General features: G+C 68.8%; 13 protein-coding genes. 2 read left to right on the top strand and 11 right to left on the bottom strand.

The features are described 5' to 3' along the window. Positions 1 to 64 precede the first annotated feature (64 nt). Both ppsR and AC07O8_RS07935 read left to right on the top strand, forming a co-directional pair. Positions 65 to 886 carry a posphoenolpyruvate synthetase regulatory kinase/phosphorylase PpsR gene (gene ppsR, locus AC07O8_RS07940; protein WP_431256172.1) on the top strand — a complete coding sequence of 274 codons (822 nt, stop codon included), beginning with the start codon at positions 65 to 67 and terminating at the stop codon, positions 884 to 886. A 15-nt stretch (positions 887 to 901) separates the two neighbouring features. Beyond that, positions 902 to 1,792: an EamA family transporter gene (locus AC07O8_RS07935; protein ID WP_495047482.1), complete on the top strand. Its 891-nt coding sequence runs from the start codon at positions 902 to 904 to the stop codon at positions 1,790 to 1,792. 93 nt (positions 1,793 to 1,885) lie between these two features. On the opposite strand, the gene AC07O8_RS07930 is transcribed toward AC07O8_RS07935, so the two are convergent. Genes AC07O8_RS07930 through AC07O8_RS07880 form a run of 11 tightly spaced genes read right to left on the bottom strand, consistent with a single transcriptional unit; the run spans position 1,886 to position 13,188 of the window. Next, the gene (locus AC07O8_RS07930; RefSeq protein ID WP_495047481.1) at positions 1,886 to 2,659 is read right to left on the bottom strand and encodes a TrmH family RNA methyltransferase; all 774 of its coding nucleotides are present in this window, start codon (positions 2,657 to 2,659) and stop codon (positions 1,886 to 1,888) included. Beyond that, positions 2,656 to 3,357, bottom strand: a complete 702-nt coding sequence (gene rnhB / locus AC07O8_RS07925; RefSeq protein WP_495047480.1) for a ribonuclease HII — start codon at positions 3,355 to 3,357, stop codon at positions 2,656 to 2,658. The genes AC07O8_RS07930 and rnhB overlap by 4 nt, the downstream gene beginning before the upstream one ends. Beyond that, positions 3,329 to 4,474, bottom strand: coding sequence for a lipid-A-disaccharide synthase (gene lpxB, locus AC07O8_RS07920; protein ID WP_495047479.1), 1,146 nt, complete (start codon positions 4,472 to 4,474; stop codon positions 3,329 to 3,331). The genes rnhB and lpxB overlap by 29 nt, the downstream gene beginning before the upstream one ends. An 18-nt stretch (positions 4,475 to 4,492) precedes the next feature. Continuing rightward, positions 4,493 to 5,284 (bottom strand): acyl-ACP--UDP-N-acetylglucosamine O-acyltransferase, encoded by a 792-nt coding sequence (gene lpxA / locus AC07O8_RS07915; RefSeq protein ID WP_495047478.1) that lies wholly within the window; start codon positions 5,282 to 5,284, stop codon positions 4,493 to 4,495. 46 nt (positions 5,285 to 5,330) lie between these two features. Then, on the bottom strand, positions 5,331 to 5,786 hold the full coding sequence (fabZ, locus tag AC07O8_RS07910; RefSeq protein WP_297525929.1) for a 3-hydroxyacyl-ACP dehydratase FabZ: 456 nt from the start codon (positions 5,784 to 5,786) through the stop codon (positions 5,331 to 5,333). Then, positions 5,783 to 6,859, bottom strand: a complete 1,077-nt coding sequence (gene lpxD, locus AC07O8_RS07905; RefSeq protein ID WP_495047477.1) for a UDP-3-O-(3-hydroxymyristoyl)glucosamine N-acyltransferase — start codon at positions 6,857 to 6,859, stop codon at positions 5,783 to 5,785. The genes fabZ and lpxD overlap by 4 nt, the downstream gene beginning before the upstream one ends. A gap of 20 nt (positions 6,860 to 6,879) precedes the next feature. Further along, complete coding sequence (locus AC07O8_RS07900) at positions 6,880 to 7,389, bottom strand: OmpH/Skp family outer membrane protein (protein WP_495047476.1); 510 nt, start codon at positions 7,387 to 7,389, stop codon at positions 6,880 to 6,882. After that, positions 7,389 to 9,692 carry an outer membrane protein assembly factor BamA gene (gene bamA, locus AC07O8_RS07895; protein WP_495047475.1) on the bottom strand — a complete coding sequence of 768 codons (2,304 nt, stop codon included), beginning with the start codon at positions 9,690 to 9,692 and terminating at the stop codon, positions 7,389 to 7,391. The genes AC07O8_RS07900 and bamA overlap by 1 nt, the downstream gene beginning before the upstream one ends. A 9-nt stretch (positions 9,693 to 9,701) precedes the next feature. Next, a complete protein-coding gene (rseP, locus tag AC07O8_RS07890) occupies positions 9,702 to 11,072 on the bottom strand; it encodes an RIP metalloprotease RseP (protein ID WP_495047474.1) in 1,371 nt (456 codons plus the stop codon). 54 nt (positions 11,073 to 11,126) lie between these two features. Then, complete coding sequence (gene ispC, locus AC07O8_RS07885) at positions 11,127 to 12,335, bottom strand: 1-deoxy-D-xylulose-5-phosphate reductoisomerase (protein ID WP_495047473.1); 1,209 nt, start codon at positions 12,333 to 12,335, stop codon at positions 11,127 to 11,129. Between the two features lie 19 nt (positions 12,336 to 12,354). After that, positions 12,355 to 13,188: a phosphatidate cytidylyltransferase gene (locus tag AC07O8_RS07880; RefSeq protein ID WP_495047472.1), complete on the bottom strand. Its 834-nt coding sequence runs from the start codon at positions 13,186 to 13,188 to the stop codon at positions 12,355 to 12,357. Position 13,189: the final 1 nt, after the last annotated feature.

Here is a 13,189-nt window from a genome sequence, read left to right as displayed (position 1 = left end):
CCCGATCCAGCGAAGGCGCCCGGACCCGCTCGCGGTCCGGTTCCGGCACGATTCAAAGGCCCCCATGACCCAGCACACCGTCTTCTTCGTTTCGGATGGCACCGGCATCACCGCCGAAACCTTCGGTAACTCCATCCTGGCGCAGTTCTCGGTGAAGGCGCGTCACGTGCGCCGCCCGTTCATCGACAGCGGCGAGAAGGCCCGCCAACTGGTCCAGGAGATCAACGAGACCGGCGAACGCGAAGGCGTGCGCCCCATCGTGTTCGCCACGCTGGTGAACCGCGAGGTGCTCAACGTGGTGCGCCAGGAGTGTCAAGGCCTCGTGATGGACATGTTCGGCACCTTCATCGCGCCGCTGGAGGACGAGTTCCGGATCAAGTCCAGCCACCGCGTCGGCCGCTTCTCCGACGTCGCGAAAAGCCAGGAGTACCACGACCGGATCGAGGCGATCAACTTCTCGCTGGCACACGACGACGGACAGTCGGCCCGCAACCTCGATTCGGCCGACGTGATCCTGGTGGGGGTCAGTCGTTGCGGCAAGACGCCGACCTCGCTCTACCTGGCGATGCAGCACGGCATCAAGGCCGCCAACTACCCGCTGATCCCCGAGGACTTCGACCGCGGCCATCTGCCCTCGCTGCTGATCCCGCACAAGAAGAAGTGCTTCGGCCTGACGATCGATCCGGAGCGCCTGGCGCAGGTGCGCAACGAGCGCCGTCCGGGCAGCAAATACGCCGACCTCATGAACTGCCATTACGAGGTCCGCGAGGCGGAGACGATGATGAAGAAGGCCGGCATCAACTGGCTGTCGTCGACGCACAAGTCGATCGAGGAAATCGCGACCACCATCCTGCGCGACATCCGACCCGATCGTCTGATGTACTGAGCCCGTCCGCGACCGATGCCAGCGAGCGCGCTCGCCCTGGTCGTCGCGGCCGCGCTGATCCACGCGCTGTGGAACTTCGCCGCCAAGAAGGCGCAGGGCAACCATCATTTCGCCTGCATGACCGCCCTCGGCGTCAGCCTGCTGTGGCTGCCCGTGGTCGTGGTGGTCGGGTTCGACGAACTGCGAGACTGGGGCTGGCAGGCATGGACCGCCACCATCGCCAGCGCGATCGTGCACCTGGCCTACTTCAACGCACTGCTCGCAGGTTATCGGGCGGCGGACATGACGGTCGTCTACCCCGTCGCGCGCGGCAGCGGCCCCGTGCTCTCGTCGCTGGTCGCCGTGGTGCTGCTGGGCGAGCACCTCGGGCTGGGCGGCGGCCTCGGCCTGGCGGGCGTCGTCGGCGGCATCCTGCTGATGGCCGCGGGACCCGCCCTCTTCGCCAGGGGCGCGAACCGCGATCCCGAGCTGCATCGCAAGCGCAAGCTCGGCATCGCCTGGGGCGCGGCGACCGGCGCGACGATCGCCGCCTACAGCGTCATCGACGGCTACGCGGTGAAGGTGCTGGCACTGTCGCCTATCCTGTACGACTACCTCTGCAACCTGCTGCGCGTGCCGGTCAGCCTGCCCGCCGTGCTGCGGGATCGCGCCGGTTTCGGCCCCGCCCTGCGCAAGCAATGGCGGCATGCGCTGATGGTGGCCGTCGGCGCGCCGACGGCCTACATCCTGGTGCTCTACGCGATGAAGCTCGCGCCGCTGTCGCGCGTCGCGCCGGCGCGGGAGCTGTCGATGCTGTTCGCCGCGCTGATCGGCGGGCAGTTGCTCGGTGAAGGCGAACGTGGATGGCGCATCGCCGGCGCGGCGTTCATTGCGCTGGGCGTCGGGGCGCTCGCGATGGCGCGCTGAGGCCGTCGAGGAGCCCGTCGAGGAGCCCGTCAAAGAGCTCGTGGACGCGCCCCCGGACGAATCCGACTCGCGCTCGTTCCGAGCGGCGTGCCGTCAGCCCAGCCTGCGACGCGCGCTTTCGTACAGGCAGATCGAGGCCGCGCTCGCCACGTTCAAGGACTCTTCCCCGCCGGGCTGCGGGATGCCGACGCGCAGCGCGCAGCGCTGCATCAGCGCCTCGGCCACGCCCTGCCCTTCGTGGCCCATGACCCAGGCGCAGGGGTTGGGCAGGTCGGCCTGATGCAGCAGCGCATCGGCGTGCGAGCTCGTCGCCAGCAGCGGGACCTGGAGGGCGTCGAGATCGTCGACGCTCAGTCCTTCCACCAGATGCAGCCCGAAATGCGCGCCCATGCCGGCGCGCAGCACCTTCGGCGACCACAGCGCCGCCGTGCCCTTCAGCGCCAGCACCTGACGGAAGCCCAGCGCCCCGGCGCTGCGCAGGATGGTGCCCACGTTGCCCGCATCCTGCAGGCGGTCCAGCACGACGGAATCGGCCTTCGCCTCGATGCGCGGCTGTGTCGGCAGCGGCAGTTCGATACCGATCTGCGCCGGCGATTCCAGGCCCGACACCGTCTTGAACAATTCCGGCGACACGACCAGCACCTTGGGCGCCACGTCGGCGAGCGCATGCAACGCCTCGTCCGCCGCGGCCACGTCCGTGATGAGCGCCAGCGCCGGCTTCACGCCGCGCTGCACCGCGGCGCGCACGAGGTGGTCCCCTTCGAGCCAGACGCCGCCCAGCTTCCGATAGGCGCCGCCGTCCTGCGCCAGCTTGCGCAGGCGCTGCAGGTTCGGGTTGTCGCGCGCTGTGATCGACTGCCAGCTCATCCGGGTCTCATTTCCTCGTTCAGCGCGGGCTCGGCCCTCAACACGGGGGCGATGTTCGCCAGGCCCGGATCGCCCAGGTCCAGCGTCCGCACCGGCGCGAAGCTCTGGCGATGCCACGCGGTCGCGCCATGCACGCGCAGCGCGTCCAGGTGCTCGCGCGTGCCGTAACCCTTGTGGCTGTCGAAGCCGTACTGCGGGTGCTGCGCGTGCATCTGCAGGCAGAAACGGTCGCGATGCACCTTGGCCAGGATGGACGCGGCCGAGATCGCCGGCACCAGCGCGTCCCCCTTGACGATGGCCTCGGCCGGGATGCGCAGCACCGGCAGCCGGTTGCCGTCGACCTGCACGTGCGCGGGCTTGAGCCGCAGGCCCTCGACCGCGCGGCGCATCGCCAGCATCGTCGCCTGCAGGATGTTGATGCGGTCGATCTCCTCGACCGTCGCCTCCGCGATGCAGAAGCACAGCGCCTTGGCGCGGATCTCGTCGAAGAGTTGCTCGCGCTTCTTCTCGCTGAGCACCTTCGAGTCGTTCAGTCCCTTGATCGGATTCTGGTCGTCGAGGATCACCGCCGCGGCGACCACCGGACCGGCGAGCGGGCCGCGGCCCGCTTCGTCCACACCGCACAGCAGGCCCTCGCGGACCCATTCGAGGCCCAGTTGCGTCGGCGGCTCAAGCGCCGAGGATTTTCGCGATCGCATCGCCGGCCCTTTGCGCGGTGTTGCAGCGCAGCTGTTGGTGGATCTCGAGGAAGCGCTCGCGCAACCGCTCCCGGCGCGGCGCATCATCCAGCCAGGCCAGGCCCTCGCGGGCGATGCGCTCGCCGGTGCACTCGTCCTGCAGGCACTCGGGCACCAGCGTCTCGCGCGCGAGCACATTGGGCAGGCCCACCCACGGGAGCAGCGCCTTGCCCTTCATCCGCCACGCGTTGAACCAGTGCAGCTTGTACGCGATCACCATCGGTCGCTTGAGCAGCGCCGCTTCCAGCGTCGCGGTGCCGCTGGCCACCAGCGTCAGGTCGCAGGCGGCCAGCGCGTCCTGCGCGCGGCCGTCGACCAGCGTCATCGGCAGGCCCTGGCCGTGCTGCGCCATCAGCGCCTCGACCATCGGACGCAGCCCCGGCGCGATCGGGATGACGAAACGCAGCGCCGGCCGCGCCTGGTGCATGCGGCGGGCTGCCTCCAGGAGCGGCGGACCGATGTGGTCCAGTTCACTGCGACGGCTGCCGGGCAGGATGGCGACGATGGTGTCGCCCTCCCCGAAGCCCAGGTCGCGGCGCGCGTCCTCGCGCGGCGGCTCGAACGGGATCTGGTCCGCCAGCGGGTGACCGACGTAGGTCGATGGGATGCCCGCCTTCTCCAGGATCGCAGGCTCGAAGGGGAACAGGCAGAGCACGTGGTCCGCGCTGCGCTTGATCGTCTGCACGCGGTCCGCGCGCCAGGCCCAGATCGACGGGCAGACGAAGTGGACCGTCTTGATGCCGGCCTCGCGCAGCCGGTGCTCCAGGCCGAAATTGAAGTCCGGCGCGTCGACGCCGACGAAGACCGACGGCCGCTCGGCGATCAGGCGATCGCCGAGCTGGCGGCGGATCGCCAGCAGTTCGCGGATGTTCTTGATGGCGTCCCAGTAGCCGAAGATCGACAGCTTGTGGCTGGGCCACCAGGCGTCGAAGCCCTGGGTCTGCATCTTCGGGCCGCCGATGCCGGCCGAGCTCAACCCAGGCCAGCGCGCCTTCAGGCCCTGCAGCAGCAGGCTGGCGAGCAGATCGCCGGAGGCCTCGCCGGCCACCAGGCCCAGTCGAGGATCCGTGGAACTCATGTCGGTCTTCCGGGCCGATCAGCGGACGAGGCCGCGCTTGGCGCCCGCCAGGAAGTCCAGCATCGCCTGGATGTCGCGGGTGGACTCCGCGTCCTGGCCCTGCTTGAGCGCTTCGATGTTGGCGACGGACTGCTCCAGCGTCGTCCCGTCACGGAACAGCAGCTTGTGGAGCTGGCGGATCACGCCGATGCGGTCGTTGCTGAAACCGCGGCGGCGCAGACCGGTCAGGTTGACCGCGCGCACGCCCAGCGGGTTGCCGTCGACCGTCATGTAGGGCGCGACGTCCTGCGCCACGTGGCCCTGGAAACCGATCATCGCGTGCGCGCCGACATGCACGAACTGATGGACGCCGGTCAGGCCGCCGATCGTCGCCCAGTCGCCGACATGCACGTGCCCGGCCAGCGTCGCGTTGTTGGCCAGCACGCAGTGATCGCCGACGATCACGTCATGCGCCAGGTGCACGTAGGCCATGATCCAGTTGTCGGAGCCGACGCGCGTGACGCCCTGCTCCTTGAACGTGCCGGTGTTGAAGGTGCAGAACTCGCGGATCGTGTTGCGGTCGCCGATGACGAGCTCCGTCACCTCGCCGCCGTGGCTCATGTCCTGCGGCATCGCGCCGATGGACGCGAACTGGAAGATGACGTTGTCGCGACCGATCGTGGTCTTGCCCTCGATCACGGTGTGCGGACCGACGCGGGTCCCCGCGCCGATGCGCACCTCGGGGCCGATCACCGCGTAGGGGCCGACCTGGACGGTGTCGTCGAGCTGCGCCCGCGGGTCGATGAGGGCGGTGGGATGGATCTGGGCCATGGGCGTCCGGATTCAGCGGCTGTTCAGCGGAAGAGTCTGCGCGGGCTCAGCAGTCGAGCTTGCGCATGGTGCACATCAGGCCGGCCTCGGCCACGATGTCGGTGCCGACCAGCGCCTTGGCGCCGAACTTGTAGATGCCGGCCTTGGCGCGGTCCAGCGTGACCTCGAGGATCAACTGGTCGCCCGGTTCGACCGGACGCTTGAAGCGCGCGCCGTCGATGCCGGCGAAGTACACGACATGGTTCTCGTCCAGCGTGAAGTCGTAGCTCTCGACCGCCAGCAGCGTGGCGGCCTGCGCCAGCGCCTCGAGGATCAGCACGCCCGGCATCACCGGACGGTGCGGGAAGTGGCCCTGGAAGAACGGCTCGTTGATGCTGACGTTCTTGATCGCGCGGATGCGCACGCCCTTCTCCACTTCCAGGACGCGGTCGACCAGCAGGATGGGGTAGCGGTGCGGCAGCTTCTCGAGGATGCCGTGGATGTCGATGCGGGTCTCAGTCATGTCGTCTTCTTTTCCAGGGCGCGCACGCGCTGGCGCAGCTCATAGAGCCCGCGCAGGGCGGCGGCGTTCTTCTGCCACGATGCGGCGTCCTCGAAGGGCCACATGCCGGCGTAGGCGCCGGGCTTGTCGATGCTGTTGCTGATGTTGGCCGTCGGGCCGATCTGCACGCCGTCAGTGATCCGGATGTGTCCGTTGATCCGCGCCGCCCCGGCCACGATGCAGTTGGCGCCGATCTCGGCGCTGCCGGCGATCGCCGTCGCGCCGGCGATCGCCGTGCCCTTGCCGATCTTCACGTTGTGCGCGATCTGGACCAGGTTGTCGATGATGACGCCGTCGGCGATCACCGTGTCGCCCAGCGCGCCGCGGTCCACGCAGGTGTTGGCGCCGATCTCGACGCCGTCGCCGATGCGCACCGCGCCGAGCTGCTCGATCTTGACCCACTCGACGCCGGGCGCGCCGTCCGATCGCTTCGTCGGTGCGAAGCCGAAACCGTCCGCCCCGATGACCACGCCGCTGTGCAGCATCGAACGTTCGCCGATCACGCAGTCATGGCCGAACACCACGTGCGGCGCCAGCCGCGTGTGCGCGCCGATGCGGGCGTCCTGCTCGACGATCGTGTGCGCGCCGATGCGCACGCCGTCGCCCAGCACCGCGCCGGATTCGATCACCGCATGCGGGCCGACCTCGACGTCACGGCCGATCACCGCGTCCGCCGCGACCGTGGCGGTCGGATGCAGGGCCGGCGTGGCGCGCGGCTTGCGCATGTTCGCGGCCCACCACTGCGTCAGCCGCGCGAAGTAGAGGTAGGGATCCGGGGCCACGATGCAGCACGCGACCGTGCCGGCACCCTGGCGGGCCGCGGCGGCCTCCGCCAGCTTGGGCGACACGATCACGCAGGCCGCCTGCGTCGTCGCCAGCTGCGCTTCGTACTTGGGATTCGAGAGGAAGGAGATCGCGTCCGCGCCCGCCGCTTCCAGCGGCGCGATCGCGCGGATCGCCGTCTCGGACGCACCAACAAGATCGCCGCCCAAGGCGGCGATCAGATCGGAGACCAGAACCTGCTTCGTGGTCACTTCGGGCGTCTCGTCTGAGGTCACTTCTGACCGTTGAGCGCGTCGATCACCTTCTTCGTGATGTCCACGCGGGGGCTGGCATGAATCGCGTCCTGAACGATCAGATCGTACTTCTCCTGCTCGAAGATCTGCTTGATGACCTTGTTGGCCTTCTCGATCACGGCGGAGAGTTCCTCGTTCTTGCGCTGCGCGACGTCCTCGTTGAACTCGCGGCGCTTGCGCTGCAGGTCGCGGTCCTGCTCGATGAGTTCGCGCTGGCGGCGACCGCGCTCGGCCTCGCTCAGGGCCGGGCTGTCCTTGTCGAGCTTCTCGGCCGCGCCGCGCAGCTTGGTCTCCAGGTCCACCAGCGCCTTCTCGCGCCGGCTGAACTCGGCCTGCAGCTTCGTTTCCGCCGCCTTGGCCAAATTGGTTTCGCGCAGGATCCGCTCGCTGTTGACGTAGCCGATCTTGACTTCCTGGGCTTGCGCGCCCAGGCTCGCCGCGCCCGCCAGGAGGACGGTGGCGACGATCTGCGACAGCTTGCTCTTCATCAGAATGCAGTCCCGATCTGGAATTGGAATCGCTCGATTCTATCCGTGGGCTTCTTGCGGATCGGCGAACCATAGCTGAGCCGCAGCGGACCCATCGGCGACAGCCAGCTGATACCCGCGCCCGCCGAGGCGCGCACGTCCTTGAACGCGAGCTTCTCGTCCTGGCCCCACACGTTGCCCGCGTCGAGGAACGCGAACAGGCGGAAGCTCTTGTCGTTGCCCGACCCCGGCACCGGCACGTAGAACTCGGTGTTCAGGTTGAACTTGCGGTTGCCGCCGGTGTACGAACCGGTCACGTCGACCGGGCCCAGCGTGCCGGGCTCGAACACCCGCACCGAGCCCAGGCCGCCGCCGTAGAAGTTCTTGAAGATCGGATAAGGCCGGCCGCTCAGGCCCTTGCCGTAGGCGAATTCGCCGTTGACCATCAGCGAGAACTTGCGGCCCAGCGGGAAGAACTCCTGGTACTGCAGGTTGGCGATCGTGTAGCGCGAATCGCCGACCGGGCTCAGTTCCAGGTTCACGCGCTTCATCGCGCCGGCGGTCGGCGTGATGACGGAGTCGCGGTTGTCCTTCTTCCAGCCGATGGTCAGCGGGATCGACATCGCCGATGCGCCGAACTGCTCGCGGAACAGCCAGTAGCTGTTGGGCAGGCCGGTCCGCGTCGTGATGCGCGTGGTTTCGTAGCCGATGCCGAAGAAGACCGTGTCGTCCTCGGAGAACGGCACGCCGAACTTGACCGAGCCGCCGTACGAGGCGAACTCGTATTCCTCGCCCAGGTTGTTGATCGGCTTGACGGTCCGGTAGAACACGTCGATCGCGCGGGACACGCCGTCGACGGTGAAGTACGGGTCCACCGTCGTGACGCCCAGCGCGCGGCCGGTGCTGGCGGTGTTCACCTGGATGCCCAGGTAGTTGCCGGAGCCGAACACGTTCTCCTGCGAGATCGAGCCCGACAGCGACAGCTTGCTGGCGCTCGAGTAGCCGGCGCCGATCTGGATGTTGCCGGTCGGACGCTCGGTCACCGTCAGCGTGACGTCGACCTGGTCGGGCGAACCCGGGACCTCGGTCGTGTCGATGGTGACGTCCTTGAAGTAGCCCAGGCGCTCGACGCGGTCGCGCGAGGCCTTGATGCGCGCGCCGTCGTACCAGGACGATTCGAACTGGCGGAACTCGCGACGGATGACTTCGTCCCGCGTGCGGGTGTTGCCCGAGATCAGCACGCGGCGCACGTAGACGCGGCGCTGCGGCTCGCCGACCAGCGTCACCGTCACCTGGCCGGTGGCGCGGTCGATTTCCGGGCGGCTCTCGACACGCGCGAAGGCGTAGCCGAAGGTGCCGTAGAGGTCCTGGAAATTGCGCGTGGTCTGCGCCACCGCTTCGCCGTTGTACGGCTGGCCGGGCTTGAGCGCGACCAGGCGCTTGAACTCCTCGTCGCGACCCATGAAGTCGCCTTCGAGCTTGATCCCGTTGACCGTGTAGGGCTGGCCTTCGTTGATCGTGATCGCGATGCTGATGCTCTGCTTGTCCGGCGAGATGGTGACCTGCGTGGACTCGACGTTGAACTCGAGGTAGCCGCGGTTCAGGTAGTACGAGCGGATCGTTTCCAGGTCCGCGTTCAGCTTGGCGCGCGAGTAGCGGTCGGTCTTCGTGTACCAGGTCAGCCAGCCGGACGTGGTCTGCTCGAGCAGGCCCGTCAACGTGCCTTCGCTGAAGACCTTGTTGCCCAGGATGCGGATCTCCGCGATCTTGGCCGGCTCGCCTTCGGTCACCGAGAAGCTGACGTTGACGCGGTTGCGTTCGATCGGGGTGATGGTCGTCGTGACCTCGGCGCCGTACAGCGAGCGGGTCAGGTATTGACGCTTGAGTTCCTGCTCGGCGCGGTCGGCCAGGGCCTTGTCGAAGGGCTTGCCTTCGCCGATGCCGACGTCCTTCAGCGACTTGGTCAGCGCCTCGGTGTCGAACTCCTTGAGCCCGACGAAACCGACGTTGGCGATGATCGGACGTTCCTCGATCACGATGACGACGGCATCGGTGTCGAGGTTGATGCGGACGTCCTTGAACAGGCCGGTCGCGAACAGCGCGCGCAGCGCGGCGGCGCCCTTCTCATCGTTGTACGTGTCGCCGATGCGGAACGGCAGCGCCGCGAACACCGTGCCCGGGTCGGTCCGTTGCAGGCCTTCGACGCGGATGTCCTTGAGTACGAACGGTTCGGCGGCCCAGGCGGAACCGGCTTGCAGCGCGGTGGCCAGCACCGCCAGTTGAATCACGTGGGGGCGCAGGGCGTCGGGCAGGAATCGGGGCATGCGGAAGCTTCAGTGCAGACCCAGCGTGCGGGTCAGATCGTTGAAAAGGGCCAGGCTCATCATCAGCAGCACGACGGCGATGCCTGCGCGTTGCAGCTGCTTGTGCCACCACTCAGAGACAGGGCGGCCGCTCAAACCCTCGAAAAGATAATACATCAGGTGTCCGCCATCGAGCATCGGCAGCGGCAGCAGGTTCAGCACCCCGAGGCTCACGCTGACGGCGGCGAGGAAGCCCAGGAACGCAGTCAGTCCGAGGCTCGCCGACTGGTCCGCCGCCTTGGCGATCGTGATGGGTCCGCTGAGGTTCTTTACCGAAGCTTCACCGACCAACATCCGGCCCAGAGTCTTCACCGTCAGCGCGCTGAGTTCCCAGGTGCGGGTCAGGCCTTGCCGTACCGATTCGACAGGACCGTAGTGCACCATGACGCTCGCCGGCCGGGCGTCGAAGCCCGCGCCGATGCGGGCCACGCGCTGGTCGCCGTTGATCTCGACGCGCGGCGTGACCACGCGTTCCAGGGGCTGGCCGTCGCGACGCACGACCACGCGCAGCGGCTCCGGCTGGCCATCGACGATGGCGCGACGCACGCGCTGGATGAACCAGGCGACGTCCGGCACCGGCTCGTCGTTGACGCGCAGCACCCGATCGCCGGGCAGCAGCCCCGCGGCCTGCGCGGGCTCGCCGTCGACCATGCGACCCAGCACCGGCTCGACGAACACGCCGCCCAGGCCGATGCGGCCCATCGTCTTCTCGTCGAAGTCGCGGCTCTCCAGCGTGTCGGTGCCCAGGCGCACCGTGCGTCGACCGTGACCGCCCGCGTCGCTGACGCTGATCAGCAGCGGCTGCCTGTCCGCCACGGCTTGCGCCAGTTGCCAGCCGAAGTCCGGCATCGAACGGATGTCTTCCCAGTCCTGGCCGTCGTGAGACCAGGCCTGCACCCAGTCGCCGGCGCGCAAGCCCGCGCGTTCGGCCAGTCCGCCCGCCGTCGGAGATCCGAGCAGCGCCTTCGGTTCCTCGCGACCGATCCAGCCCACGACCGCGAACAGCACCACGGCCAGGATCAGGTTGGCGGCCGGCCCCGCGACGACGATGGCCGCGCGCTGCCACAGCGTCTTGCGGTTGAAGGCCTGCGATTGCTGGTCGGGGGCCACCGGGCCGTCGCTCTCGTCGAGCATGCGGACATAGCCGCCGAGCGGGATCGCACTGAGCGTGAACTCGGTGCTGTCCGGTGTCTTGCGCCGGCGCAGCAGCACGCGGCCGAAGCCGACCGAGAACCGCAGCACCCTGACGCCGCAGGCGCGCGCCACGCGGTAGTGGCCCCATTCGTGGATCACGATGAGGATGCCCAGCGTGACGAGGAAGTAGAGGACCTGGGAGAGCATCGCGGACGTCCTGGATCGAAGGCTGGGGCGGGGCGGCGGTCGTCGACCGGAGGATCAGACCGCCGCGGCAAGCGCCGCGATCTGCTGTCGCGCGCGCCGGCGGGCGCGTTCGTCGAGCACCAGCAGGCCCTCGACGCTGTCGACCTCGCCGGCCTCGGGATTCACGGATTCGAGCACCTCGCGGTTGACACGGCAGATGTGATCGAAGCGCAACTGGCGATCGAGGAAGGCAGCGACCGCCTCCTCGTTCGCCGCGTTCAGCACCGCGGTGCTGCCTTCGGCCGCGCGCAGCGCCTGCCACGACAGGTGCAGGCCGGGGAAGCGACGCTCGTCGGCCTCCTCGAAGGCGAGGCTCGGTGTCTTCAGCAGGTCCAGCACCCCCGCGCCCGACACGATGCGCTCGGGGAAGGCCAGCGCATAAGCGATGGGCACGCGCATGTCGGGCGTGCCCAGCTGGGCCAGCACCGAGTGATCACGGCACACGACCATCGAGTGCACGATGCTCTGCGGGTGGATCAGCACCTTGATCTGCTCGGGCTTCAGGTCGAAGAGCCAGCGCGCCTCGATGACCTCGAGCGCCTTGTTCATCATCGTCGCCGAGTCGACCGAGATCTTGCGACCCATCACCCAGTTCGGATGGGCGCAGGCCTGTTCCGGCGTCACGTCGGCGAGCGAGGCCGGATCGCGTTGCCGGAACGGGCCGCCGGACGCGGTCAGCACGATGTGATCGATGCGCTGCGGCCAGGTCGACCGGTCCTCGGGCAGGCACTGGAAGATCGCCGAGTGCTCCGAGTCCACCGGCAGCAGCGTGGCGCCGCCTTCCTTGACCGCGCGCATGAACAGCGCGCCGCCGAGCACGATGGCCTCCTTGTTCGCGAGCAGCAGGCGCTTGCCCGCGCGCGCCGCGGCCATCGCCGGCGGCAGGCCGGCGGCGCCGACGATCGCGGCCATCACCGCGTCCACGTCGGGATGCGCGGCGACCTCGCTCAGCGCGGCCATGTTGTCGAGGACCTCGGTGCGGGAGCCCGCCTCGCGCAGCTTCGTGCGCAGCTGCGCGGCGAGCGCCGCATCGGGCAGCACGGCGAAGCGCGGCTCGAAGCGCACGCACTGCGCGGCCAGTTCGTCGACGCGGCTCATCGCCGACAGGGCGAAGACCCGATAGCGGTCCGGATGGCGCGCGATCACGTCCAGCGTGTTGGTGCCGATGGATCCAGTGGAACCCAGCACGCAGACCTGCTGCGGGCGGTGGAGGTGATCGGTCATCGCGAAGGGATCCGGAGACTCAGAGGGAGGTCAGCGCCAGCGCCAGCGGCAGCACCGGCAGCAGCGCGTCGACGCGGTCCAGGACGCCGCCATGGCCGGGCAGCAGCTGGCTGCTGTCCTTGGCGCCGGCGGCCCGCTTGACCAGGGATTCGAAGAGATCGCCGACGACGCTCATCGCCGACAGGAAGACCAGGGCCAGCAGCGACACGATGCCGATGCGCTTCACCAGCACCGTGTACAGCGAGGCCGAGTCCACGGGGACGCGCACGTCGATGACGTGGACCCAGACGAAGCCCAGCACGATCACGCCGACGAGGCCGCCGATCGCGCCTTCCCAGCTCTTGCCGGGACTGATCGCGGGCGCGAGCTTGCGCTTGCCGAAGGCCTTGCCGGCGAAGTACGCCGCGATGTCGGCCATCCAGACCAGGCACATCGCCGACAGCAGGAAGTTGATCCCACGCTGACGCGCGACGATCAGCGCGAGCCACGCGGCCCACAGCAGCACCGCGCCGAGCACCAGTCTCAGCACGGGCGACAGCTTCGGCCAGCCGGCCACGCCGGCCGCGAGCGCACGCACGCCGCCGAGCACCCAGATCCCGCCGGCGAGCCACCAGCACCAGGCCGGCACGTTGAAGCCGACGAAGTAGAAGGTCGCCGCGCAGGCGGCCGCGAGCACCGCGCCGAACGCCAGCGCCGGGGCGCCCGGCCTGCCGTTCAGCCGCGACCACTCCCAACCGGCCGCCGCGATCATCACCAGCGTCAGCAGCGCGAACCAGATGGGATTCGACGCGAACAGCGCCGGCAGCAGGATCGCCAACAGCACCAGGGCCGTGATCACGCGCTGAATCAGCATC

The sequence above is a fragment of the Roseateles sp. GW821-FHT09G09 genome (genome assembly GCF_059415965.1).
Note: the sequence above shows the minus strand (reverse complement) of the source record. Positions and strands in the feature narration are given on the sequence as shown.